This is a genomic window from Bacillus sp. TH22 (assembly GCF_016651015.1).
In the GTDB taxonomy this organism is placed as follows: Bacteria; Bacillota; Bacilli; order Bacillales; family Bacillaceae_G; genus Bacillus_A; species Bacillus_A mycoides.
Window position 1 is genome coordinate 2500664 of sequence record NZ_JAEKER010000001.1, and the last position, 25801, is coordinate 2526464.

Genomic DNA, 25801 nt, shown 5'->3' on the forward strand with positions numbered 1-25801 from the left:
TCCTCTTATCTCTTTCAATTTTTTACTACATATACCTTTTTACTTGGCAACTCCAAACAATTTAACTGACCACCATACACAGCCCCGCCATCAATTCCAATAATACGATTACTACCAAAATACACTCCGCAATTCTCACTGCCATGAAGCGTTTTTGTTTCCGTATGGCCAAATACAACAACCTTTTCGCCGCTATATCCATTATGAAATTCATTACGGATCCACATTAATGTATATGGTTCTGATTCAGAAACTCGATTCATCGGCTCAACACCAGCATGTACAAAGATATACTCTTCTGTTTCAATGTAATGATCTAATTCTTGAATAAACGTTACATGTTCCTCTAATATATGAGATTGTAAAATCGGTTTTTGGAAGTTTTCCTCATTAACCGCAATGTCTTCTTCTACAAATCCATAGCTATATAACGTTTTATCCCCACCATTCCTTTTTACCCAATGGTTCCATGAACGTTCCTCATCTGTCGTTAACGCCTTAATCATCATATCTTCATGATTGCCCTTTAGAACGAGGGCTCCCGCTTCTTTTAACTCTTTTACCTTTTCAATTACTGCACGCGCATTTGGACCACGATCTACATAATCCCCCAACAAAATTAGTTGATCCTGTTTTGCATCGTAGTGAGCTTCTTCCAATAATTGTTCGAACTTTTCTATTTCCCCATGAATATCACTAATAACAAGTATTCTCTTCATTTCTTCCCCTTCTTTCTAAACCATTCTCTTTCTAATTATAATTCAAAACGACAGAAACTTCTGAATCACATTTATTACAAACTAAAACTATTATCCTTACAACAATGTAAGTCTCTTGTCATCCAATTCGATAGTTGCAATTACTATATTTCTTTATACTAAAAGTAAGAAATGAAACAAAAAACAAGGAGAGATGAGATATGAAAAAAGTGATGGAAGTTGTAGTAGCGGTGGCAGAGGTTTTCGTAAATGGGAAACAAGTTGCAATGGAGTTAAACAAATAATGAAAAAGACAAAATTCATTCTAGACCCTTTACTCATATAAACGAGATAAGACTTCATCATTTCTTTGATCCCTTATCTCCCAATAAAGAAAGCCGCATCCTGAAAAAGGATGCGGCTTTCTCTTATTTTTGACTCGTACGAGCTGAAATACTAATTGCTCTATCTGTTGCTTTTGCAGCTTCATCTAAAGCTTCTTTACTATTCTTTCCGTCATACATTGCTTCTAATGCTTTTACAACTGCATCTCTTGATTCTGGGAATACACTAATTAATGCCCCTTGAGTTGCTGGAGATTGCTTCGTTGCTTGTAATTGCTCTACCGTTACTTTTAACTGCGGATACTTTTCATACTGCCCTTTTACTAACGGCTCATTATATGCATCTGGATTAATTGAGAAATATCCTGTTGCAGTATGCCATTTTGCTTGTACATCTGGCTTCGTTAAATATTTCATAAAGTCCCAAGCACCTTGCTGCGTTTCTTCTGAAACCATATTCGTCATCCATAATGATGCACCGCCAATAACAACACCATTTTGTTTCGAATCTTCTGGATACGGAATATACGAAACGCCTACATTAAACTTAGATGCATCAATTAAATCACGAACACCAGCTGAAGAATCTAAATACATAGCAACTTGTCCAGACTGGAACGCAGCACGAATATCATCCCAACTTGCTCCATACTTTCCAAGTGCACCAGCTTTATTTAATTCATCTAACATCCCAAATACTTTTTGACCTTCTTTTCCGTTAAATACCGCTTTCTTTGCAGCATCTTTACGGCCGTTTTCGTTGTCTACATATAAAGCACCTTGTGTCGCTAACAACTCTTCAAAGAACCAACCATAATTCAGCATTGAAAATCCATACTGCTTTACATTTCCGCCTTCTTTAATCGTTAACTTTTTCGCCGCTTCTTTTAACTCATCATATGTTTGCGGAGCTTTCTCTGGATCTAATCCAGCCTTCGCGAAAGCATCCTTATTATAAATTAATACTGGTGTAGATGAATTAAACGGCATAGAATACATTTTTTCATCAACTGAATAATAGTTCGTAATTGATTTTTCTAATTTTGATGTATCGTACTTATCTTTTTTAATCCAGCTATCGATAGGCGTAATCTTTTTGCTATCAATCATATACTTCGTTGTAATTTCACTCGATTGAACAAGAGCTGGCGCTTCTTTCGTTGCAGACATCGTTTTAAATTTCGTTAAAGACTCTTCGTATGTTCCTTGGAACTCTGCCTTTATCTCGTATTTATTCTGCGACTTATTATAGTCTGCAACAAGCCCATCTAGTACACCTTGTGTTTTTCCACCCATTGCATGCCAGAAACGAATTACAGTTTTATCACCATTCTTTTCAACTGGAGCTACTTTTGCCTGTGCTTCAGGTTTCCCCTCTGTTTTACTATTTGAACACGCTGCGCCGGTTAATGCCATTGTGGCTGCCATTAAAAGAGCAGCACTTTTTTTCAATAAACTCATCTCAATCCCACCTTTTCCTATGTATGCTTATTTAATTGCACCTTTTGTTAATCCTTTTTGTAATTGCTTTTGCCCTAAAAATAGTAAAATCAACGTTGGAATGACGATAACCGTAACACCGGCCATTACACTGCCCCAATCAGTTGCAACTTCTTGAGATTGAAGCTGCTTTACACCAATTTGAACCGTTCTTACTTTTTCATCAGTGGTTACTAAGAGCGGCCACAAATACATATTCCACGTTGTTAAAAAGCTATATACTCCAAGCGTAATAAAACTCGTTTTACAATACGGAATTACAACACTGAATAAAAACCTTACATTTCCAATCCCTTCAATAAAAGCAGCTTCTTTCAGTTCATTCGGAAGTGTCATAAAATGTTGACGTAGTAAGAAAATACCGAAAGCTGTTGCAAAAAACGGCACCGTCATCCCAGCAAAACTATTAATCCATCCGAAGTTTTGAATCGTTAAAAAGTTCGGTACCATCGTTGCTTCCCACGGAATAAGCATTGTTGAAATAAACAAGAAGAAAATTAAGTTTCTACCTTTAAACTGAAGAAAAACAAAAGCATAAGCTGCTAAACTGGATACGATAAGTTGTCCAAGCATAACAACTGTCGATACAATTAAACTGTTATATAAGTATGTAAAAAGAGGTACTTTTTGAAAAATATTAATGAAATTATCAAAAGTAAATTGAGTTGGAAATAACCTTCTCATTTGAATATCGTCTGGTGTCATAAAGCTTATTAAAAACGCATACAGTACAGGAAAAAACACCATTACTGCACTAATAATGAGCAGCATGTATAATAGGAAATTTTGTTTCCACTGTTTAACGATCATTTATAATGCACCTTTCTCTCAGCAAACTTAAATTGAATCAATGTAGCAATAAAAATGAAAATAAATAATACCATCGCTTGTGCACTTGCTGTTCCAAATTGATGATTTACAAATGCCTCTTTATAAATCGAGTACACAATTAAATTCGTTGCATCATTCGGTCCACCGTGCGTTAAAATATCAATTTGTCCAAAGCTTTGGAATGCACTAATTAACGTTACTGTCACGATAAAAAATAAAGTTGGTGATAGCATCGGTAATGTGACGCGGCGAAGCTTATGTAAATAACTAGCACCATCTATAGATGCACTCTCATATAAAGACGTATCAATATTTTGTAAACCACCTAATATAACTAAAAATGCAAATCCTGTATTCACCCAAACCGTTGTAACCGATACAGAAAACAGTGCCCAGTCCGGACTCGTTAACCATGCGATTGCCGGAAGATTCATAGAGGCTAATATATTATTAAATAACCCTACACTTGGATGAAATAAAAATAGCCAAATCACTGCACTAGCAGCTACTGATATTCCCATCGTTGAAGAAAACAGTACTCGGAATAACCCGATCCCTCTTACTTTTTCATTTGCAATTAATGCAAGAAATAAGGCGAATACAATGCTAGTAGGCACTGTATATAAAACAAATAATAAAGTTGACTTTATACTTTTGTAGAAAGCAGGATCCGAAAATAAATATTGATAATTTTCTAAGCCAACGAAAAGATTAGCTTCTCCGTGTATATCTGTTAAATAAAAGCTATAGTAGATCGTCCTAAACAATGGATAGAAAAGAAAAATTGAAAATAACAAAATAGATGGCGCCAAAAACAATAATCCTATTCTTAAATCTTTCGTTCTGCCCCATAAACTCTTCTTTTTTGACACTGTTGTTTGAACTGGTAACTTACCTACTTCAATCATTATTTCGCCACCACTTTCAACTCTTCTTCAGCCACCACTTTTAATCGTTCATTCGTATTTTGGTGAAAGAAGCATAGTTTTTCTTGCGAGAATAATAATTTTACTTTGTCACCTTTGTTCAGGAGTAACTGTCCGATGACTTTCGCGCTCCAAGTTGTTCTATTTACCGCAAAGTTTAATATAGATTCATTCCCTAATACTTCTACAGATTGCAGCGTAACTTCTTGTCCTTCCTCAGACAATGCAATATGCTCAGGACGCATGCCGATTCGAATTATTCCTTCTGGTAATTGCTTTAACTGTCCAATAGATAATGGAATTTGCAATTGCCCTATATGTAATGTGCCTTTTTCTTTATCCACTTCCCCATCATTTATATTCATAGAAGGAGAACCTATAAAACTTGCAACAAATTCGTTTGCTGGTTCGTTATATATATCAAGCGGTGTTCCAACTTGTTGTATACTTCCTTTATTTAAAACCATAATACGATCTCCCATAGTCATTGCTTCTATTTGATCGTGAGTAACGTAAATCATCGTAATTCCTAATCGTTGCTGAATTTCTCTAATTTCAATCCTCATCTGGGCACGTAATTTCGCATCTAAATTCGAAAGTGGTTCATCCATTAAACAAATCGGTGCTTGACTGACGATGGCCCTAGCAAGTGCAACACGCTGTCTTTGCCCGCCTGATAATTGGCCCGGTTTCATTTTCACATACTCTTTCAGTCCTACCATTTCAATAGCTTCCATTAATCGCTTTTGTCGCTCTTCTTTTTGTACCTTCCTTACCTTAAGTCCAAATAAAATATTTTCTTCTACAGTTAGGTGTGGATATAATGCATAATTTTGAAATACCATTGATAGATTACGGTCTTTCGGCTCTAAATCATTTGCAACATGTTCATTAATAATTAAATCTCCCGAAGAAATTTCTTCTAAACCAGCCAGCATTCGTAATAATGTACTTTTTCCACATCCCGAAGGTCCAACTAAAACAAAAAATTCTCCTCTTTTAATATGAACTGATACGTCTTTAACTGCTGTCTCTTCCGCATTTTTATATACCTTTGAAACATTTTTCAATTCAATCACAAGGTTGCACTCCTTTTTTCTTCTTGTATCCACACTTCATAATGACTCGTTGAAATTGCACTTGCTCCTGCACGAATTGCGATTTCTGCATCCTCTCGCGTTTGAATCAGCCCACCTGCAATAATAGGGAATTTTATTTCCTCCGCTAGCTGTTTAATAATAGAAGGCATAATGCCAGGCATAATCTCTACTGCATTCGGTTTAGTCGTTTTACAATTTTCAATTGATTTTGTAAGAGATAAAGTATCAACAATAAAAATGCGTTGAATCGTTTTCAATCCAATTTTATTGGCATTTCGAATTGTCGATCCCTTTGTCGAAATAATACCTTGTGCTCCGATAACATCTTGAATATATAAAAGTGCTTCCTCTGTGTTCGTATTTAAGCCTTGTATAAAATCACAATGAAGAAATACATCGTGTCCATGTTTCTGTAGTTCATATACACGCTCTGGTAACTCCAGCATTGAACCAGTCATAAGAAAAACTGTTTTCGGTAATTTTTTGTATGTTTTGTACCCTTTCCAATCCTTTATCATCGCAATATAAGGTTCTTTAAACATTTATTCCACCTAGCTTTTCTATTTTTATCCAAACTAAAAACACCTACTTACATAGAACACCTTTCTCCTTATTTGAACTCTAGGGAATAGAGCACACTTAAGAAAGCGGCACGTTATATGTAAGCGGGTGTTCTCAAATGTTCTCTACCCTAGTTATTTTGTTACCTTTACTATATTACGCATTTATTAAGTCAGTTTTGATAAATTGTTAATTAGATGTTAATCGAATGTTAATATTCACCATATTGCTTTTACAATAATCTAGATATACGAATAAATCCCAACAGAACACAACAATGTTTAAAATTCAATCAATATGTAAATTCATTCCATAGTTAATGAGTTTTAGTTTTCTCGCCACTGCTTGCGAAGCAAAGTTATCCCAAGAAGTACTATAAAGCGGAATGCGCTTTTCCTCTTGTATTGATAGTGCCCAGGCTGTAACGACATCAGCACCATATCCATTCCCTTGAAACTCCACTAAAGTTTCTACACTTGCCTCAGCAGCTACGGGCGTACTTCTGGCACTGCAACATATAGAAACTACCTTTTCATTTTTTACAATTGCAAAATAAGGTCGCCTCCATTCCATCTGTTCTATTAGATTAGAAAAATTTTCTCGCAAAAGCTCTTTATTCTTCTCTGTTATTTGTATTGTTCTAGTTGGCTTATGTAAATTATTAGGGAACATGAAAGCAGGACCCACCCAAATATTCTCCACCGTTCTCTCTTCATTTAATACTTTAATGATCTTTGCTATCTCAATGGGATTTGAGCATTCTCGAATTAATTTCTCAATCTTACTTATCATTTCACCATGCAGTTTATAATGATACCTCGTTATATTCCCTTCACGAGTTCTGCTAAGAAAAAAACGTGGTGCTTTCAGATTTCCATTTTCATTTACACACTTTATTCTTCCTACTTGATTATGAACAAATAAAACTTCTGCCTGAATTGCTATTAACTCAAGTTCTGAAAATCGCATTTATACCCTCCTTAATTACTATTTGTAGCCTTCTCGATATAGCATCCATCCATTTTTTCAAAACAAAAATCCCATTTAAATACACATTACTGAATCCATCATACTAAAATGACTTCTTCATTCTGTCTATCTAAATGGGATTATCTCGTGCTTTTTATTTCTTCAGCTTGTTATTCTGCCAGTTGTGGTTGCGGCTGTACTACTTCATTCGCTCCAGCTATCCTCAACATATTCGCAATATCTTTAAAACCTCTTTTTTCAGCATATTGCAGCGGCGTAATATTTTCCTTATTGGCCATATTTACATCTGCCCCGTGGTCAATAAGCATTTGAATTACTTTCTTATGACTTTCACTACCATTTCCTAATACAATTGCTTCTAATAAAGCTGTTCCACCACGTTCATTCTTATAATTCACATCAATATCTGTATGCTCTAATAATTCTTTAACAACCTCTACATGGCCACGCTCAGATGCAGAAATAAGTGCTGTTCCACCTGACTTAGTCGTTTCCTTCGTATTAACTCCTGCATTAATTAATACTTTTACAATATCCGTATATCCTTCTCTACTTGCATAAAGAAATGGATTACTTTGTTTTTCGTCTTGAATTTCAATATCAGCACCCGCATCAATTAATGCTTTAACTGTCTCTACATGATTTTGATACGTCGCTGCAAGGACAGGCGTTTCTCCGTTGTCACCTTCTACATTGATATTCGCTCCATCTTGGATCAGCTTCATAGCTGTTTCTGTGTCTCCAAGCGTCGCAGAAAGTAGCAACTGTTTGTCCATTAAATTTATACTTTTTTCTTCTTTAGATTCTTCCTGTTCTTTATGCTTTTCTTTTTTCTTTTCGTTTTTCACATGAACCGGTTTTGATTCTGGCTCCTCTTGCTTATCGCAAGCCACTACCGTCATTAAAAGTCCTAATAACATACATAATAAAATTTTTTGTTTTCTCACAACTACAGCTCCTATGAAAGATAATGTTTTCTTAACCATTCCTCCATCACATACAATAACTCTTCTTGAGTACATTTATCCATAAGCCCTTTAGATTCCTTCTTTAATCGGATTATCTTAAACTTATACTATGTTTCTCAACCTATTGGAATGATACGCCTGATGGCCTCATCATTAACATTATGAAGCAATTAGTTTAGCACGTTTTTACCGCATTTGTATATATTTCTAAAAAGTACATAAAGTGAAACTTTAATCAGTGGGGGTTGTTCATCCCCCACTGATTATTAGTTGAACCAATCGGGCATTTACGGACAGTTGATCTCCCACCTAACTTCTTCGCTCCAGCCGCATTTTGAGGTGGGAGTTTTACTGCCCGTTAATGCGGGGTAAATGATTGCTTTAGGTTACTATATTCCATTGTAACCGTTCTTCTAAAATTTTTACACCTTTTCTATTATTAATGATGCCCACCGTGATTCCCTGTTTTCGGTTTTCCCATCATCTCTTTATTCATTTCCCATTTATGCTCTGATAGCTCTTTATACGAAAGAACTTTCCCCTTATAGTTAGATACAAAACTCTCTGCATCTTTTTTATTTTTAAATGAAATGACATTATAAGCCATCGGTGTCGTTATTGTTTTATCATATACGTAAGTAGCATCTTCTAACGAAACCCAATCTTTCGAATCATAATCTCGAACAAATTTTTCTTTCGTCTTTTCACCTGAATTGATCTCCATCCATTTATACATACAACCGATATCATCAAACTTTAACGCTTTTCCACTTTCTAAAATGATTTCTGTTGCAAATTGATTATCCATTACCCCGATTTGGCAAATATCACATTTATCATGTTTCTCATTAATTTCCACAGCTTTTATTTCCTGTTTTCCACATCCTACTGCCATAAAGATGAAACATACACATATAACAAGTACGACATATTTTACCCTCATTAATATTCCTCCCTAAAAACCGTATACTCCACGAAAAGAATAGCAGAAGGTTGTGTGAGATTTGTGAAAAAACAATGTTCTTTTTGTAATATATGGAACAAAAAAGGGATGTGCAGTTACTTCTACACATCCCTCATCATTCACAACCAGTAATTAATAAATCATCTTCCAGCTTAACTAATAATGTATCCGTATCAATTTCCTGTCCAACTTCTACATTTACTAATCTTATATTTCCACTGATCCCTATCCCGATTTTCTCAAGCTCACCATCATTTTTTCGGATCATCATTAATTTCTCCCATTCATATACGTAAGAGGATTCATTAATAAAAATCTCCTCTACTTTTCCTTTACATGAACTATAAATCTCTTCTATTCTTGTTTCCATTCAAAATCTACTCCCTACTTCACGCGCTTCTCGTTTTCACCTTATTCTACCATTCTTGTACGAAGGCATTTATCTTTTTAAAAATTCAAAATTACCTCATGAACAAAATGATCAAAATAAAGATTATGTTTCTAATGATGTTATTTCTTTAATTATTTACCATTCGAATTGAACCTTTTATTATAAATAAAAAACCTTTTATCTGAATTTTCGTTTTATATTGAAAGCGCAATCATTTTTTTGAGGGGGAGATTACATGGTAGCATTACTTGGATTTGCAATGGTATTCGTCTTTATGTTTTTGATTATGACTAAACGTATGTCAGCCTTAGTAGCATTAATATTAGTTCCAATTATTTTCGCATTAATTGGTGGCTTTTATGCCAATATGGGCCCGATGATGTTAGAAGGAATTCAAAAGCTAGCACCTACTGGTATTATGCTTATGTTCGCCATTTTATATTTCGGAATTATGATTGATAGCGGTTTATTCGATCCTGTTATTAGTAAAATTTTAAAATTTGTAAAAGGTGATCCTTTAAAAATTGTTGTTGGTACAGCTATTCTTACTATTATCGTTTCATTAGATGGTGACGGAACAACAACATATATGATTACAGTTTCCGCAATGTATCCACTATATAAACGTCTTGGAATGAATCCACTTATATTAGCTGGGGTTGTTATGTTAGGGGCAGGTGTTACAAATCTTACACCTTGGGGTGGACCAACTGCTCGGGTTATGAGTGCTCTTGGACTTGATGCATCAGAGCTCTTCACACCACTTATACCAGGAATGATTGCTGGTGCAATTTGGGTAGTTTTCGTTGCCTACTATCTTGGAAAAAAAGAAAGAAAACGTTTAGGAATTATGGATGTACAATATTTAAAACAAATGCAAACAATGGATGAGCAAGCTGCGACTGTTGAAGCTGCCGTGCATAAACGCCCTAAACTTCTATGGATTAACTTTTTATTGACCGCTACATTACTTGTCTGTCTCATACTAGAAGTTATGCCGCTACCTGTTCTATTTACAGTCGCTTTTGCTATTGCCGTTATGATTAACTATCCAAACTTAGAGCAACAAAAAGAGCGTATTGCGTCTCACGCTGGAAACGTATTAGCGGTTGTTTCTCTCGTCTTTGCTGCTGGAATTTTCACAGGTATTCTATCTGGAACAAAAATGGTAGATGCAATGGCTCAAAGTGTTGTTACTCTTATACCAGATGCACTTGGCCCCCAACTTCCAATTATTACAGCTTTACTAAGTATGCCGTTCACATTTTTCATGTCTAATGATGCCTTTTACTTCGGTGTATTACCTATTTTAACGAAAGCTGCTGCCGCTTACGGAATTAGTGCAGCAGAGATGGGACGTGCTTCGTTACTCGGTCAACCTGTTCACTTACTGAGTCCCCTCGTTGCTTCCACTTATTTATTAGTCGGAATGGCCAAGGTTGATTTTGGTGAACACCAACGATTCACTTTACTTTGGGCTGTTGGAACGACAATGGTTATGTTGATTACTGGAATTGTAATTGGAATTATTCCAATATAAGATGAAACTAGAAAAAACAGTAGAGGAAATGTAATAATCCTCTACTGTTTTTATTGTTGTAAAAACCCCCTATGAAGAAACGCGGAAATACCTTCTTTCTGGCCTTCCCACACTTCCATATATAAGCTCCGCATGCACTTTCTTTCCAGAGATCAAATACTCTAAATAGCGCCTCGCAGTTGATCGGCTTACACCTACCATTGAACTTAGTATCTCTGCAGTAATTCCCTCTTCATTAATAGTTAGCATATGCTCTTTTATTTTTGCTAACGTTAAAGGGTCGATTCCTTTTGGCGCATATTCTATTTGATTTGCCTGCACCCCTCTTTGGGACCATAGATGTTCAATCTGTTCTGAAGATAATTGAGTATTTTTCTTTAACTTCGTAATCTTCTTTTGATAACTTTCTAAACTTGTTTTAAACCGATCAAATGTAAGTGGCTTTACAATATAATCTGTTACTCCGCCTCTTAAAGCATGTCGCACTACATCCGTCTCTGATGCGGCTGTAATCATAATAATATCTGTATCATGCAAATTATGCCTAATATATGTGACGAGTTCAGTCCCTTGCATGTCAGGTAAATATACATCTAATAAAACGAGTTGTGGCTTTACAAACTCTAACCATTCTTTCGCCTGTTCCCCAGTCGTTGCTGTTCCAATTACTTTAAACCCCTCAATTTTTTCAGTAAAACGACGATGAATTTCCGCAATCCGAATATCATCTTCTACAATCAATACTTCAATCCCCTCATTCATTACAATTCGCCTCTCTCTTTCGGTAATGCAATGATAAATAAAGCACCACCTAAATCCCCTTTTTCAATCGCAATACTTCCATTTAAATCTTCCACTAACTCTTTCACTTTCGCTAATCCATATCCACGTTTTCCGCCCACTTTCGTCGAAAAACCTTTATAGAATATACTTGTAATTATTTCATCATGAACACCTTGTCCTGAATCTTCTACTTCAATTAATATTTCTTCCCCAATGTCTGTTACAAACATTCTTACTTTCTTATCATGATCTTGATTTCTTTCAATTGCTTCAAATGCATTCGTGATCAAATTCCCTAAAATAGAAACAACGTAATTACTCTCAATATGCGGACTTAACTCTTCTAAACTACTTTCCCGATCTAACATAAAATCAATCTTCAACTCTCGCGCCCTATTATAAAATCCAATTAAAATCCCACCTAACCATGGATTTTGAATTCGTTTCATAATAAATTGAACGAACTCTTGATATACTGCCGTTTCCTTATGAATAAGCTCTAAAGCATCTTCATAAGACTCTAATTGAATAAGTCCTGAAAGCGTATACAATAAATTGTTATATTCGTGTGTTTGCGCCCGTAATGCCTCTGTATATTGCCGTGTTTGAGATAATTCCGCTGTTAATTGATCCATCTCAGATTTCAAGCGCAAGCTGGATACTACACCAGTTACTTTATGATTAACTTTAATAGGTAGACGATTAGCAATAACATCCTGCCCCTTTATATTTAATTGGCGATCAAATTGTTCTTCTCCGGTTTGAAGTACATCCAGTATCGATGAATTAGGAATAACATCTAAAATAAATTTCCCTATTATATTTTGTTGTTTATCTAAAGAAAGGATATCGTATGCCGCTTGATTTACTAAACTAACCATACCATTTTTATCGATTACTACAATTCCTTCACGTACAGATTGAATAACTGTACTATGCTCCTCGTATAAAGATGAAATTTCTTCTGGCTCCATTCCAAACATCATCCGCTTAATACTTTTAGCTAAATATACAGAGCCAATTATCCCAATTAACAGACCTGTTATTGTAATCCAGAACACACGCTTTCCATACACTTCTATCGCTCCATGAATATCATCCATGGAAAAACCAACAGATACTACACCAATAATTTCATTATCCTGATTACGAATTGGGACTTTTCCACGTAATGAAGGCCCTAATGATCCCGTTGCTTTCGAAACGTAAGATTTCCCTTCTAATAGAACCCCTTTGTTATCTCCGCCCACCATAGCTTCTCCTATTTTATCTCGCTTAGGATGTGCATAACGAATACCATCTTTATTTCCAACTACAATAAAGTCAGCATCTGTTTCGATTCGAATTTTTTCTGCAATTGGCTGAATAATAGAAGCTGGATTTTCTTTTTGAAAAGCTTCCTGGATTTCCGGTATAGCAGCAACTGTTTTCGCAACATGCAACGCTCTTTTTCCGATTTGGTCTTCTACCGTTTCAGATAATATGTAGTAAAATAAATAACTCGTTAACAGAAGCACAGCAAGAATAAGTGTACTAATAGTTAATGTAATTCTCGGTTGTAGTTTCAATTTCTTCAATTTCAAAATCATTCCCCTAACATGGCTAAAGATAGAATTTAAAGAAAATACAGTTTTTTTATTTATCACCTTTTATCATAACACGGTTACTATATATTTCTTTATCTTTATCTTCATAAAGTGAAACTTTAATCAGTGGGGGTTTTGTTCATCCCTCACTGATTATTAGCCTTCACCAATCGGGTATCTACGGGCCGCCCGACTCCCACCTAACTTCTTTGCTCCAGCCGAATTATGAGGTGGGAGTTTTACTGCCCACAAATAGCGGGATAAAAAAAGAAACGAAGTAAAATTACTACCTCGTTTCTTAATGCTTGTTATTACACTTTAAATTTACCAATCATCTCTTGTAATTCTTCAGCCATTCGCGATAAGTGAACTGCTGCTGAATTTATTTCTTCTACTGAAGCTACTTGTTCTTCAGAGGAGCCAGCAATATTTTGAACGCTTGCTGCATTTTCTTCAATCGTTGCTGCAATTTCATTAATAGATGCACTTACTTGTTTTGTATCTATCGTCATTCGCTTCGCTACATCTACCATACTATCAATTTGTACAACTGTATCATTTGTAGATTTCAATATTTCTACAAAGCTTTGCTTCGCCTCATTTGCAACTACAAGCCCTGATTGTACCTCTGTCCCAACTTGATTCATAGAACTTACAGTTTCTTTTATATCAAATTGTATCTCTTTCACTAACTTTCCAATTTCCGTAGAAGACTGTCCCGATTGTTCCGCTAGTTTACGTACTTCATCTGCTACAATTGCAAAACCTCTTCCTTGCTCTCCAGCTCTTGCAGCCTCAATTGCAGCATTTAATGCTAATAAGTTTGTCTGCTGTGCAATATGTTGAATCACTTCTAGAATAGCTCCAATTTGCTTCGACTTATCATCTAATAAAGAAATGACTTCGTCTGACTGTGACACAGACTCATGAATTAATTGCATTTGATTCACAGTTTGTTCAACTAACTTTCCACCATCTTCAGCTTTTTGCTTCGTATACATAGATGCTGTGGACACTAATGAAGAGCTATCCGCAACACGCTGAATTCCTTCTGTAACTTCTTCTAACAAAGTCGCTCCTTCTTCAACTTCCCGCGTTTGTATTTCTGCCCCACTCGATACTTGTTCCATCGCCCTTGTAATTTGTTCCGTCGCTTCACTTGCTTGCTTCATACTAGCTGTTAATTCTTCCGAAGAAGCTGCTACATGACCAGCTGAAGTATTAATATTTGAAATTACATCATGTAATGATGCCGCCATCTCATTAAAGCTTTCACCTAACTGACCAATTTCATCTCTTGAACGAACAGTAATTGACTCCGTTAAGTCACCTTCGCTAATTTTCCTCGCTGATATAACAAGTTGTTTTAACGGTTTAATAATAGAAGCGATTATGAAGTAAATTACAATCCCACCAATTATTAATGAGATACCAATAACAGTTAATGTTTTATAGAAAATAGGTTCAGCCGCTTCAATTATTTCTTTTGAAGGCATAATTCCTGCTATTTTCCATCCAGTTTTCTTACTCGTTTTAAAAGTAATATTACGATCTTCACCATCTAATGAATAATGAAAATCACCAGCTTCCTGTTTATAAAATTCCTTACTAAGTTTCTCTTCTAATTTCTCTCCTGGCTTCAGTGTCGGGTGTGCGACTACATTTTTATCTTGATCAAATATCGCTACATACCCTTCCTTACCGATATTAACCATCTTAGAAGTAGTTACAATATCATTGATAATTAAGTCAATCCCGAGAACACCACTTTTATCTTCGTTTTGTTTTGCTAGTGTAATAACAATATTCCCTGTCGTTTTTGACTTATATGGAGCAGTTACAATCACTTCTCCGCTTTTTTTCACTGCCTCTTTATACCAATCTCTTTCTGTAGGATTATATCCTTCGGGCATTTGAATAGCTGGTGATTGAATAAATTGTCCATTACTAGATCCTGTATAGATCGCTTCCATTTCTGGATGTAATTTATTATATTCTTCTAATTTATTTTGGATGTTTTGAATTTGATCCGCTTGGTAACTTGATTGTGTAAATAATTTCGTAAAATAAGTTGCATCTACTTTTTTACTATCCAATTCCTTATTAATTACATTATCCAAAATTTTTATATTATCTTTCGCCGATTTTAAAATCGTTTCATTAAAATTTGTTTTCGCCTGCTGATAAGACGTCCAACCAATTATAATACTTGGAAGAATTAAAATAATAATAAATGACACAAGTAACTTTGTTTTTAAACTACTACTCCTTAATTTCCTTTGAAACATATTCCTACCCCTTCATACCGTTTTACATGCAATAACTTACAATTAATCTATTTATGAAAATTATAAGATATAAATACGTTAATGAGACTCTTTATTTCTCTTTACTCATCTTTCTAAATTTAAAAGATTATTGCATACATACTTCATTCTATAAAAATTTAACAATTAAAACAATGTATAAAAATGTATATTATTCGAAATATTATAATTCACAGAAGAACCTCTAGTATCCCACTTACTAGAGGTTCTTTCCATCTTACTATTCTTTAGTTTTTTCTACTTCTTTTTCCTTATCTTCTACTACAGATACGACAGGTTTATCGTTTGATATTTGCTGCACGGCACCTTTTCCAGCGAATCCTTCTAGTAATTCTTTTAAATCAATACCAGAAGAGGCTTTTAAAGTTTCTTGCATTGTTGCCATTAAATCTGTCGCATACCCTGCAACTTTACCGGCGCCGCTATTCTTTCCACCACCGCCTGTATCAACGACTGTAATTTTATCAATGTTGCTAAGTGGACTCGCAATTTCTTTCGCATAACTTGGAAGCATTTTAAGAACCATATCCATAATCGCGGCTTGCCCATATAATTCAAATGCTTCTGCAATTTTTTGTTTCGCTTCTGCTTCTGCTAAACCTTTTAACCTAATAACATCAGCTTCCGCTGTACCTTGTGCCTTTTGTACTTCTGCCTTTGCCTGACCTTGTGCTTTTTCAATTTCTGCTTTTGCTAAACCTTCTACACGAACTTCTTCTGCACGTGCTCTTGCTTCTGCTTCAATTTTATATTGATCCGCATCTGCTTTTTTCATTTGTTTTACTTTTTCCGCTTCAGCTGATTGTTCAACAGCATAGCGATCTGCATCTGCCTTTTTCTTTACTTCTGCATCGTATTGCTTTTCACGACGCGCAATCTCTTTTTCTTCTAACTCAATTTGCTTTTCACGCTCAATGATTTTAACTCGCATTTGCTCTTCTGTAACACCTTGTTGTGCTTTCGCTTGTTGTAATTCATAAGAAAGATCTGCATCTGCGCGAGCTTGTTCTTGGTCTCTCTTATAAGATTGTACTTTTAATTCCTTATGCTTTTCAGCTTCAGCAATTTGTGCATCACGTTGATATTCTGCTTCTTTTGCTTCTTTCTCAGCACGAGCTTTTTCAATTCGCGCTTCTTTTTCACGCTCTGCATTTGCAACTGTTGCATCACGCTTAACCATTGCAATTTGCGGCTGACCAAGTGCATCTAAGTAACCGTTTTTATCCATTATTTCTTTAATTGTAAAGGAAACGATGCGAAGTCCCATCTTCTTCAAATCAGTAGAAGCCACTTCATGCACCTTTTGTGCGAATTGCTCTCTATTACTATAAGCATCTTCTACGGTCATGGAAGATAAAATAGCACGTAGATGCCCTTCTAAAACTTCTTTTGCTTCTACTTTTAACTCTTCCGTTTCTTTTCCTAAATATTGTTCAGCTGCTGTAGAAACTTCTTCAATTGTCGATCCTACTTTAATAATAGAAACACCGTTTACTGTAATTGGTACACCTTGTTTCGTATACGTATCACGTGTTCCAACTTCTAATTTGTAGTTTAATAAGCTAAGAAGTTCTGCTCGTTGCATAATTGGAACAACGAAAGTACCACCACCGCGGATAATCTTAATCTTCTTTCCATCATCAGTGATAACAACATTCTTTCCACCACCAAGCCAGTTCCCTGTTACAATTAATGCTTCATCTGGACCAACTGTACGATACTTCGTAATAAATACTAAAATGAGTAGAAGTAAAATTGCGAGTAAAACTCCACCGATAATTAATGGAATCGTCATGTAAATTCCCCCTTATAATTTTGGTTTCTTTAAAGAATAAGCGATGTTTTGTACAAGCAAAACACCATCTTGAACTCCTTCAATAATGACCTCGGTTCCTTGTGAAATATCTTTTTTCCCAATTGTTTTCGCTGGTATTGCATTACTTCCAAATTGGGATGAGATTAATACTTCTCCAAATCCTTCTTTCGGAATCGATATAATTACTTCTCCTTTTCGTCCAATAAATTCATCCATGCGGTGCATTGTATTTTGCTCTGCCTCTGCAATCGGTTTTAAAATTAATATTTTCATTATGAAAACACCGATAAAGGATATAGCAAATGAGCCACCAAAAATAATAATGCTATTAAAGGAAAATAAATATTCTCCTATATAACTAAATCCACATAACATTGCAAAAAAACTAAGTAATAAAGTTACAACGGATACAGATCCGCCCCCAAAACTAAATATTGATTCAAATATATCTCCAAAGAAAATATAAATAACAGTGAGTATAGTAGCAATAATAAATCCATATAAATAAATTGTTTCAAGTGGATAACCAAACAAGACCATTTCTTATCCCCCTTTCTTAAACAATCCCTTTTTTTGTTATATGTATGCCCCACCTCTTTCAAAGATTATCGTTCTTAATTTTCAGTTATTTACTTTTTAAAGAAAAACCTGTAAGACAGGTCTCTAAAAAAGAACAGGAGAAACCTATTGTGACAGGCTCCTCCTAGTAAATAACCGATATATTGTATATCTATATAATATACTATTTTCCACAAAAAGTAAAGTTAAACATACATTGGAAAAGCACTTATTTTACTGATAATGCGTACGATCCATCGCCATTATCATATTTATATACATACAAGTAATACTTGCCTGGTTTTGCATTAAATTTTGCTTCTATATGATTTCCATTAGCTTGACCATAAGCTGCGTAATTTTGCATATCTGATTCATGGTGAAGTACCCATGTCATCCCGATTCCATACTCATTTAAAACAGAAATATCGATATCTTTCGCTAATGCGACATTAAATGTATAAACATCGGTATGATCCCCACCGATAAGGCTACCTTTTATAGTAGTGTTTAACCCAATACGATTTGCTTCCTCTGAACGATTATTTGGTTCTGATTCTGTTACACTTCCATCTTTAATTGTAACAGTTGTTTCGCTTCTACTCTCTTTTCCTTTATCATCCTTTACTACTAACGCTACTTTATAAGTTCCTTCTCTTTCATATGCATGTACTGGATTAACTGCTGTACTTGTACTTCCATCCCCGAAGTCCCATAAATAAGAAACGATTTTTCCATCTTCATCGTTTGACCCATCACTTTTGAATTGAATTCCTTCTTTTACAAGCCCGTTATAAGGTCCGTTTACATTAACCGTCGGGGCTTTATTTTCTCCGTCATCTTTTGCGATACCGTGGAAGACTACATCATATTCAAATTGATTAGAGCTATTCACACGGTAATTGACGAAATATGCTGTAACAGTTTTGTAGCCACTCCATTCTTTTTGCGCCAATTGTTCTAAAGCTTCATTTACTCTTTTACTCATTGCTTTCCAATCTTCTGACTCACCTTTTGTTACACTACCTGTAAACGTACCTTCTAATGTAAATGTATTAAAGAATTGAGATGTATGCTTTGTCATTTTTGTATCTTTCATAGACAACATATCACTAATTTCTTTCTTCACTTCTGTTAATGCTTTTGGTGCATGTTCAGCTAAATAATCATCTGCTACTTCCGGCACATTGTACTTATCTTGATTATCAATTAACTGCTGCATATACTCTTGATACTCTTTATTTAACTTAGAATCTTTACTTAAAGTCTCACGATACGTATCATAATTTCCCACATCATTCGCACGAATTAAATCTTGAATTTTATCAAACGTTTCAAATTGATGAGTATATAAGTAAGACTGCAATGCGAACGAGTAGTTATAGAAATCCCAAGAACCATATTTAGCGAATAGTGTACGCTCTGCTGTATAACGGCTTGCAGGATCAGATGATAATCCACTAATTATGCTCTTTCTTGGTACAACGTTATTTGTACGAGTAGATCCTGCGAAAAATTCTGCATTCCCTTCTTGGAACCAAGTTAATCTTTCATTTTGATACATATCTCCTCTTCCAAATAAACCAGGAACTTCATATCTCCCTTGAAGATAATGAGTGAACTCATGACGGAATAGCTCTTCTAAACTATAAATACTTTGCTCTGGCGTACGCTCATATGTAAAGAATGTGCCTGTCTCTTCAATATAAATTCCACCGTTGTTTGTTTCATATCCATACAATTGTCTATTTAACTGGTATTCGTCTGGAGTGTTATAGATTACTATCGTTAATACGTCGTCTGCATTACCTTGTTCTAAAGCCTTATCATTACCGATTACACGGTGATATTGTGCCTTTACTTCTTTTGCTGCCCAGTATAATCTCTTAATTTTTTCCTCTGATACTTTATCTCCTGTTTTGAACACAATAGACCCATCATCGAATGTGTACGTTTTTGGTAAGTACTGCTCTTTTCCTTCTTTACGTATCTTCTCTAAATCTACCGTATTCCCGCTATAATCTTTCCCTTTATAGTTTGTTGTAATTTGTTCTACTGCAACAAAATACGGTTCACTTAAACGTGGATACATATGCATTGCTTGTGTAACAACTTCTAATCCTTTATTTGGATTGCTATGAAACTTCCCTAATCGGCTAGCAAAATAAATTCCATTATTAACGAGCCATTTATTTTCTGGCGTTACTTCATTTAGAAGAGCAATACGATTTATTTCATTAATAAACCCATCTACTTTTCCATACCACATCGTTTCATTCGCTTCTTTACGAGCCTCATTTAAGTAAGACTGTATATCATAATCAATGCCTTGCATCATATCGTATACAGCTTGTCCTTTCATACGATTGTCTACATATGCATTAAAATTATCATTATATTGTTTTAAAATATTCGATGCGTATTGCACCGTTTCAACATCACTTGATGCATTACTAATTAATTTTCCGTATGCAGATACGACTGTATCTTGCTCATTTGTTCCAAGCTTAAAGTTGGGATTTTTCGCAATAGCTTTTAACGCTGGTAAACATTTGTCCTGGAAGCTTCTTTCATTTAAGTCGCTTAATTCATTATTATAAAATGCAAGATAAAAAGCTGAACGTAACACTTCAGTAAACGTTTGAATTCCTTTTGAATCATCTTTCGTAAATGTACTACCTCTATGAGCTAATTCGTCTATAATTACTTGCATTTTTCCGTTATCTTTATAAAAGGCTTTTGCATCTTCATTAAACTGGAATAAGTCTGTAATTTGGTGCCACTTAATACTGCCTAACGTTTCAATTAATTCTTGATCATTCATTTTGTTTAAATCAGCCATTGAATAGCTTTCTTTAACTTGCTTTACTTCTGAACTCTTCATAATAGATGCTGGTCGCTGTGAAAAGTCTCCTACTTTTAAACGTTCTTGAAACGATAATGTTTCCTCGGCTTTAGAAGCGTGTCCGATCTCATCTACTGGTTTTTCAATTCCGACTGGTTTCGAATGCAATACATTATACGGTACCTTTTCTTCTGCTGATACATTCGTTTGAATTGCTCCGAGCGATAGAGCCATTGTACTAATACTAAGCAACACTTTATTGATCTTTGATTTCTTGTTCATATTATTGCCCCCTATTTATATATTCCATTCAAAAAATTAACATATTATCTGGATAAAATGATATAAAATGCAATATTTCATATTATTTCTTCATACATTTTGAACATATAGTGAACGAAAGGGCCTTACAGTTTCCGCTACAGTTGCTCCATTATTTAAGCAATCGAAACATCCTCGTATTAATATCCTTCCCCTATTCAAAAAGCCCTTATCATAAGCATATTTCAACATGAAATTGCTATAATAAGGGCTTCTCAAAAACTTATATAATTATTTTATATAATAATAAGATAAAACGTTATCTATTTCTTAAATAATCTCTTTCTAAATACAAACATACTTAATGCTGAAAGAACAAGTGCTAATCCAGAAAGTAAGGTCGGTGTGTTAGCTTGACCACCAGTTGCTGCTAAAGACTTCTGATTTTCCTCTTGCTTATTAGCATGCTGTTTATTTGAATCTTTTTCTTTCGCACTCTCTTGTCCTACCACTTTTACTGGACCAACTTGATTATTCCCTTTTGGCTCTTGATCCAATCCAGTTGCTGATTCTTTTACCTCTTCTTTTGTACCTGCAACTTCTTTCGCCGGTTCTTTCACTTCTTCTTTTGTACCTGCAACTTCTTTTACCGGCTCTTTTACTTCTTCTTTTGTTTCTTCAACTTCTTTTACCGGCTCTTTTACTTCTTCTTTTATTTCTTCAACTTCTTTTACCGGCTCTTTTACTTCTTCTTTTATTTCTTCAACTTCTTTTGTTGGTTCTGTCACTTCTTCTTTTTCAACTATATTCTGGATAACTGTTCCGTTAAAGCTTATACTAGTTTCATCCGAATCTAAATCAAATTTATATACCTTTTCACCTGGAGTACTCCATTTCATTACTCCGTTATTAAACGTTCCACCCTCACTTGTTAGTTTAATATTCTCAATAGTTTCTCCTTCTAAGTCATATACCGGAACTTGAATTTCTTCATTTACTTTCGCTTCATTTAAAATGATTTTTTGTCTTCCGGCATCAATTGAAAACCATTGACCTAATTGTATTAACGGCCTTACATCACGAATCTCATTTCCAGCTAATTTTAAACTGAGTAGGTCTAACATTGAACCAAGAACTGATACATCTTTAATATGATTATCCGCAAGGTTTAACCACTGTAAATTTTCCAATGAAGATAACGGCGTTATATCTTCAATTTTATTATGAGATACATTCACGTCTTTCAATTGTTTCAAGTTTGAAATGAACTCAATATTTTTCAACCCTACTCCTTCTAAAGTGAGGTTTTCTAAGTTCGTCATGTATTCTAAACCAGTTAGATCTTTTATCTCTTTTCCTTTTTCTTTAAGTATCTCTAATGTTTTAATCTGTAATAAATCTTCTTTTGTTATAGGGGCATTTAGATTCTCTCTACCAAAGTTTTCTTTATTAATATGTTGTTGTAAAGTTTTATCAAGAATCAAATTTTCACTTTCTTTTTGTTTTTCAACTATATTCTGTACGACCATCCCATTAAACCTTATTTTACTTTCAGCAGAATTCGTATCTAGTTTAAATTCATATATTTTTTCTCCAGGACTATTCCATTTTATAAATCCGTTACTCAGCGTAGCCCCCTCACTTTTCAATTTAATATTTTGAAGTGGCTCTCCTTTAAAATTGTATACTGGAATTTTTATTTCTTCATCTACGCTTGCTTCATCTAAAAAGATTTTTTGTCTTTGAATATCTATTGAAGTTCGCTTACCCAATTCCTCAACAGACTTTATGTCAGAAATTTCATTCGCTCCAAGATTTATCTCATGTAAATTTGTTAAATTACTCAGTGGCGATATATCAGAGATATAATTCTCTTCTAAATTCAATACTTGTATTTTTACTAATTTAGATAATGATGATATATCTTTTATTTCACTATCAGCAATTTCTAGTTCAATAAGATTACTCATTTTACTAATAGGCTCAACATCGCTAATTTTATTATTTCCTATCCATAGTAGTTTCACATTCTTTAACTTCTCAATACCCGAAAGATTACTAATTTGATTATTTGCTAAGTATACTTCTTCTAACGATAACACTGTAAATAATGGTGTAAGATCCTTTATATTATTACCAATTAAATCTAATATTTTAATCTTTTTCATTTGACTTAACGGTGTAAGATCTGCAATTTTGTTATCTCTTAAAAAGAGCATGTCAAGATTCTCTAGCTTAGAAACGGGTTGAATGCTTTCAATTGGATTAGAGGATAAATCTAAATATTTCAAATGTCTCAATCCCGAGATAACAGATATGTCTGTTACATTAGACTCTCTTAATGTCAACTTCTCTAAGTTTGTCATATATTCTAAACCAGCTATTTCATTTATCCCCTCACCTGAGTATATGGATAATGTTTTAATTTTTAATAAATCTTCCTTCGTTATAGGTTCATTTATATTTTTTCTCTCTAAATTATATTTATTAATATGCTGTTGTAATTTCTTATCAACTATTACATTTGCACTTTCATCTTGTTGATCCACTTTATCCTCTTTATTTTCCTTTTGATCTTTTGGAACATTGTTTTCTAGATTTAATGCATTTACTTCAAACTGCACCTGGTACTTATTATCATAGGCCATTGTCGGAATATAAATATGCATTTGCATATTATATCTTTTTCCTAATTCTCCAACTTCAAATTGAATAACCTTCGTCCCATTTTTCTTTTTATCCTCTGATATGACTTTTACATCATGGAATACACCAGGAGTATCAATATCCTCTGTTTTCAAGTATTCGAAGAAATCACTATCACTTAACGTTGCCGTTACAATTTTCTTCCCATTCTCAATAGTTAATTTAGGATTTTTTATATAAACAGCTGCCATAGACTCTTCATTCGTTTTATCTTTATACGCTTTAATAACAGCATCATATGTACCATCTTCTAAAGCATGTCCAGTTTTGTTCGCCTCAATTGCTACAGCTGCTAAAGCAGGCGTTGAATACGTAGCAAATGGAAGTGATAACGCCGCAGCGATAATCATCGCATTTATATGTTTTCTTTTAGTTTTTTTCAACTTTACATCTCCTCCAAAATATATAAATCGAAATGTAATCATTTCTCGAATAAATGATAATGATTTTCATTATCATTGTCAACTAAAAAATAAAAAGTTTACAAAAAAATAACCCCTTTACAAGGGGTTATGCCATTTTTTCTCCTGATTCTTCTTTAAAAAAGCTCTTCATCGCATGAAATACATCTGCTTTTTGCTTTAAAATATAATATCTGAAATTCTCGTCTTTAATATTTTTATATGCTGACATAAGCGTACTGTGGCGGTTGTACTGATTCACTTCCCCATACCCAAACATATTACACTTCTTCATCAACTCTTCCACAAGCTTTACGCATCTAGCATTATCCGAAGTTAAATTATCACCGTCTGAAAAATGGAATGGATAAATATTATAACGGTCTGGTGAATATTTATTATCGATTAACTCAAGTGCTTTTTTGTATACAGAAGAACAGATCGTTCCGCCACTTTCCCCTTTTGAGAAAAACTCTTCTTCTGTGACGACCTTTGCTTCCGTATGGTGAGCAATAAACTCAATGTCTACGGTTTCATACTTTGTGCGTAAAAATCTTGTCATCCAGAAAAAGAAGCTACGTGCCATATACTTCTCCCATATCCCCATCGATCCACTCGTATCCATCATCGCTAATACAACGGCTTTTGAATCTGGCTTTAACACTTCATTCCAAGTACGGAACTTTAAATCTTCTTGGTGAATTGGATGGAAAGATGCTTTACCACGCATTGCATTTCGTTTATATGCAGATATCATCGTCCGTTTCTTATCAATATTTCCCCATAATCCTGTTTTTCTAATATCATTAAATTCAATATGTTCAATCCGGTTTTCATCCATTTCTTTTCTCTTTAAATTAGGCAGCTCTAACTCTTTGAAAAACGCTTGCTCCAATTCTAAAATTGAGACTTCTGCTTCATAATAATCTTCTCCAGCTGCATCTCCTGCCCCTTGCCCTTTTCCTGGTCCCTTCTGTTTTTGACCACCTGATCCATCTCTTGCAACAACATCACCAACTTTGCTGTCACCGTTTCCTTGCCCAACGTGTTTGTTTTTATCATAATTGTATCTAATCTTATATTCATCTAAAGAACGAATCGGTATTTTCACAACATCCTTGCCATTAGACATAACTATACTTTCTTCTGTTACAAGGTCTGGTAAATTATTTTTGATTGCCTCCTGCACTTTTTCTTGATGGCGTTGTTGGTCGTCATATCCTTTGCGATGGAGGGACCAGTTTTCCTGTGAAATCGTGTAATTTGGTTGGTTTTCTTCGCTCATTCCTTTCCCTCCTTACTGTAATTGTCTTCCCCTATGAACAGCAATCTATAATTTTGTTTTCTAGTGTGCGTAACTAGAATATTTGAAAAATAACTGTTCATCGAAAATCATCCCATAAACATATATAGCGTTTTTCATACAATACTCCGAGCATCCTAAACAAAATTTTGCCACTCACATAATAGAAAGAAACATTCAGCCGTTGATAAGAAAGAAACACAATGCATTGTTGCACACATTTTCGTTTTGCAACATATTGTATTGTGTTGGCTTTTTTGTATGAATGGTTGGTTACTCTATCATATGCATATTGTAAAAATAATTGACAAGAAATTCATAAAATCGCATCTTAATTTATTATATTCGGACAAGCTATGACATTTTTTACAGATATCAATAGATAACAAAACGCCGCCCCAA

Annotated in this window: 19 protein-coding genes and 1 pseudogene; 1 reads left to right on the top strand and 19 read right to left on the bottom strand. The window is 34.5% G+C overall.

Annotation, left to right across the window (positions count from 1 at the left end):
• Window positions 1-14 precede the first annotated feature (14 nt).
• The 10 genes from JFU18_RS12690 to JFU18_RS12735 all read right to left on the bottom strand — a co-directional run bounded on the left by JFU18_RS12690 (window position 15) and on the right by JFU18_RS12735 (window position 9252).
• Window positions 15-719 carry a metallophosphoesterase family protein gene (locus tag JFU18_RS12690; RefSeq protein ID WP_060750505.1) on the bottom strand — a complete coding sequence of 235 codons (705 nt, stop codon included), beginning with the start codon at window positions 717-719 and terminating at the stop codon, window positions 15-17.
• A 407-nt stretch (window positions 720-1126) separates the two neighbouring features.
• Window positions 1127-2503, bottom strand: coding sequence for an ABC transporter substrate-binding protein (locus JFU18_RS12695; RefSeq protein WP_201034687.1), 1377 nt, complete (start codon window positions 2501-2503; stop codon window positions 1127-1129).
• Window positions 2504-2530: 27 nt separating this feature from the next.
• Window positions 2531-3352 carry a carbohydrate ABC transporter permease gene (locus tag JFU18_RS12700; RefSeq protein WP_002125118.1) on the bottom strand — a complete coding sequence of 274 codons (822 nt, stop codon included), beginning with the start codon at window positions 3350-3352 and terminating at the stop codon, window positions 2531-2533.
• On the bottom strand, window positions 3349-4281 hold the full coding sequence (locus JFU18_RS12705; protein ID WP_002125116.1) for a carbohydrate ABC transporter permease: 933 nt from the start codon (window positions 4279-4281) through the stop codon (window positions 3349-3351). Before JFU18_RS12705 ends, JFU18_RS12700 begins: the two co-directional genes overlap by 4 nt.
• Window positions 4281-5378 (bottom strand): ABC transporter ATP-binding protein, encoded by a 1098-nt coding sequence (locus JFU18_RS12710; RefSeq protein ID WP_201034686.1) that lies wholly within the window; start codon window positions 5376-5378, stop codon window positions 4281-4283. Before JFU18_RS12710 ends, JFU18_RS12705 begins: the two co-directional genes overlap by 1 nt.
• Window positions 5375-5941 carry a glycerol-3-phosphate responsive antiterminator gene (locus JFU18_RS12715; protein ID WP_002010401.1) on the bottom strand — a complete coding sequence of 189 codons (567 nt, stop codon included), beginning with the start codon at window positions 5939-5941 and terminating at the stop codon, window positions 5375-5377. Before JFU18_RS12715 ends, JFU18_RS12710 begins: the two co-directional genes overlap by 4 nt.
• Before the next feature lie 307 nt (window positions 5942-6248).
• Window positions 6249-6929: a GNAT family N-acetyltransferase gene (locus tag JFU18_RS12720; protein ID WP_201034685.1), complete on the bottom strand. Its 681-nt coding sequence runs from the start codon at window positions 6927-6929 to the stop codon at window positions 6249-6251.
• Between the two features lie 170 nt (window positions 6930-7099).
• Window positions 7100-7972: an ankyrin repeat domain-containing protein gene (locus tag JFU18_RS12725; RefSeq protein ID WP_002029673.1), complete on the bottom strand. Its 873-nt coding sequence runs from the start codon at window positions 7970-7972 to the stop codon at window positions 7100-7102.
• 385 nt (window positions 7973-8357) lie between these two features.
• The gene (locus tag JFU18_RS12730; RefSeq protein ID WP_201034684.1) at window positions 8358-8861 is read right to left on the bottom strand and encodes a nitrous oxide reductase accessory protein NosL; all 504 of its coding nucleotides are present in this window, start codon (window positions 8859-8861) and stop codon (window positions 8358-8360) included.
• A 136-nt stretch (window positions 8862-8997) separates the two neighbouring features.
• Window positions 8998-9252, bottom strand: a complete 255-nt coding sequence (locus JFU18_RS12735) for a hypothetical protein (RefSeq protein ID WP_002029671.1) — start codon at window positions 9250-9252, stop codon at window positions 8998-9000.
• A 256-nt stretch (window positions 9253-9508) separates the two neighbouring features.
• Between JFU18_RS12735 and JFU18_RS12740 the strand changes: the two genes are divergently transcribed.
• On the top strand, window positions 9509-10813 hold the full coding sequence (locus JFU18_RS12740; protein WP_002188234.1) for a CitMHS family transporter: 1305 nt from the start codon (window positions 9509-9511) through the stop codon (window positions 10811-10813).
• A gap of 69 nt (window positions 10814-10882) precedes the next feature.
• On the opposite strand, the gene JFU18_RS12745 is transcribed toward JFU18_RS12740, so the two are convergent.
• The 9 genes and pseudogenes from JFU18_RS12745 to yhbH all read right to left on the bottom strand — a co-directional run bounded on the left by JFU18_RS12745 (window position 10883) and on the right by yhbH (window position 25381).
• Window positions 10883-11575 carry a response regulator gene (locus tag JFU18_RS12745; protein ID WP_201034683.1) on the bottom strand — a complete coding sequence of 231 codons (693 nt, stop codon included), beginning with the start codon at window positions 11573-11575 and terminating at the stop codon, window positions 10883-10885.
• Complete coding sequence (locus tag JFU18_RS12750; protein ID WP_445816280.1) at window positions 11575-13179, bottom strand: ATP-binding protein; 1605 nt, start codon at window positions 13177-13179, stop codon at window positions 11575-11577. The genes JFU18_RS12745 and JFU18_RS12750 overlap by 1 nt, the downstream gene beginning before the upstream one ends.
• Before the next feature lie 314 nt (window positions 13180-13493).
• Complete coding sequence (locus tag JFU18_RS30500) at window positions 13494-14441, bottom strand: methyl-accepting chemotaxis protein (protein WP_373695849.1); 948 nt, start codon at window positions 14439-14441, stop codon at window positions 13494-13496.
• Window positions 14433-15470, bottom strand: a pseudogene (locus tag JFU18_RS30505) (HAMP domain-containing protein); the annotation flags it as partial. The pseudogene JFU18_RS30505 and the gene JFU18_RS30500, both read right to left, overlap by 9 nt.
• A gap of 259 nt (window positions 15471-15729) precedes the next feature.
• Window positions 15730-17304: a flotillin lipid rafts scaffold protein FloT gene (locus JFU18_RS12760; RefSeq protein ID WP_201034681.1), complete on the bottom strand. Its 1575-nt coding sequence runs from the start codon at window positions 17302-17304 to the stop codon at window positions 15730-15732.
• 12 nt (window positions 17305-17316) lie between these two features.
• Window positions 17317-17865 carry an NfeD family protein gene (locus tag JFU18_RS12765; RefSeq protein ID WP_002091085.1) on the bottom strand — a complete coding sequence of 183 codons (549 nt, stop codon included), beginning with the start codon at window positions 17863-17865 and terminating at the stop codon, window positions 17317-17319.
• A gap of 247 nt (window positions 17866-18112) precedes the next feature.
• The gene (colA, locus tag JFU18_RS12770; RefSeq protein WP_201034680.1) at window positions 18113-21010 is read right to left on the bottom strand and encodes a collagenase ColA; all 2898 of its coding nucleotides are present in this window, start codon (window positions 21008-21010) and stop codon (window positions 18113-18115) included.
• A 302-nt stretch (window positions 21011-21312) separates the two neighbouring features.
• Window positions 21313-24078, bottom strand: coding sequence for a leucine-rich repeat domain-containing protein (locus JFU18_RS12775; protein WP_201034679.1), 2766 nt, complete (start codon window positions 24076-24078; stop codon window positions 21313-21315).
• Window positions 24079-24205: 127 nt separating this feature from the next.
• Entirely contained in the window at window positions 24206-25381 is a 1176-nt protein-coding gene (gene yhbH, locus JFU18_RS12780) for a sporulation protein YhbH (protein WP_002010376.1), read from the bottom strand.
• Between the last annotated feature and the right edge of the window lie 420 nt (window positions 25382-25801).

What these genes read in the sequence shown, in the direction of transcription:
- JFU18_RS12690 (WP_060750505.1), bottom strand. Translation starts at nt 719, where the DNA reads ATGAAGAGAATACTTGTTATTAGTGATATTCATGGGGAAATAGAAAAG.
- JFU18_RS30500 (WP_373695849.1), bottom strand. Translation starts at nt 14,441, where the DNA reads ATGGCGGCATCATTACATGATGTAATTTCAAATATTAATACTTCAGCT.
- JFU18_RS12715 (WP_002010401.1), bottom strand. Translation starts at nt 5,941, where the DNA reads ATGTTTAAAGAACCTTATATTGCGATGATAAAGGATTGGAAAGGGTAC.
- JFU18_RS12745 (WP_201034683.1), bottom strand. Translation starts at nt 11,575, where the DNA reads ATGAATGAGGGGATTGAAGTATTGATTGTAGAAGATGATATTCGGATT.
- JFU18_RS12765 (WP_002091085.1), bottom strand. Translation starts at nt 17,865, where the DNA reads ATGGTCTTGTTTGGTTATCCACTTGAAACAATTTATTTATATGGATTT.
- JFU18_RS12760 (WP_201034681.1), bottom strand. Translation starts at nt 17,304, where the DNA reads ATGACGATTCCATTAATTATCGGTGGAGTTTTACTCGCAATTTTACTT.
- JFU18_RS12740 (WP_002188234.1), top strand. Translation starts at nt 9,509, where the DNA reads ATGGTAGCATTACTTGGATTTGCAATGGTATTCGTCTTTATGTTTTTG.
- JFU18_RS12735 (WP_002029671.1), bottom strand. Translation starts at nt 9,252, where the DNA reads ATGGAAACAAGAATAGAAGAGATTTATAGTTCATGTAAAGGAAAAGTA.
- JFU18_RS12700 (WP_002125118.1), bottom strand. Translation starts at nt 3,352, where the DNA reads ATGATCGTTAAACAGTGGAAACAAAATTTCCTATTATACATGCTGCTC.
- JFU18_RS12720 (WP_201034685.1), bottom strand. Translation starts at nt 6,929, where the DNA reads ATGCGATTTTCAGAACTTGAGTTAATAGCAATTCAGGCAGAAGTTTTA.
- JFU18_RS12730 (WP_201034684.1), bottom strand. Translation starts at nt 8,861, where the DNA reads ATGAGGGTAAAATATGTCGTACTTGTTATATGTGTATGTTTCATCTTT.
- JFU18_RS12695 (WP_201034687.1), bottom strand. Translation starts at nt 2,503, where the DNA reads ATGAGTTTATTGAAAAAAAGTGCTGCTCTTTTAATGGCAGCCACAATG.
- JFU18_RS12725 (WP_002029673.1), bottom strand. Translation starts at nt 7,972, where the DNA reads ATGTACTCAAGAAGAGTTATTGTATGTGATGGAGGAATGGTTAAGAAA.
- colA (WP_201034680.1), bottom strand. Translation starts at nt 21,010, where the DNA reads ATGAACAAGAAATCAAAGATCAATAAAGTGTTGCTTAGTATTAGTACA.
- yhbH (WP_002010376.1), bottom strand. Translation starts at nt 25,381, where the DNA reads ATGAGCGAAGAAAACCAACCAAATTACACGATTTCACAGGAAAACTGG.
- JFU18_RS12705 (WP_002125116.1), bottom strand. Translation starts at nt 4,281, where the DNA reads ATGATTGAAGTAGGTAAGTTACCAGTTCAAACAACAGTGTCAAAAAAG.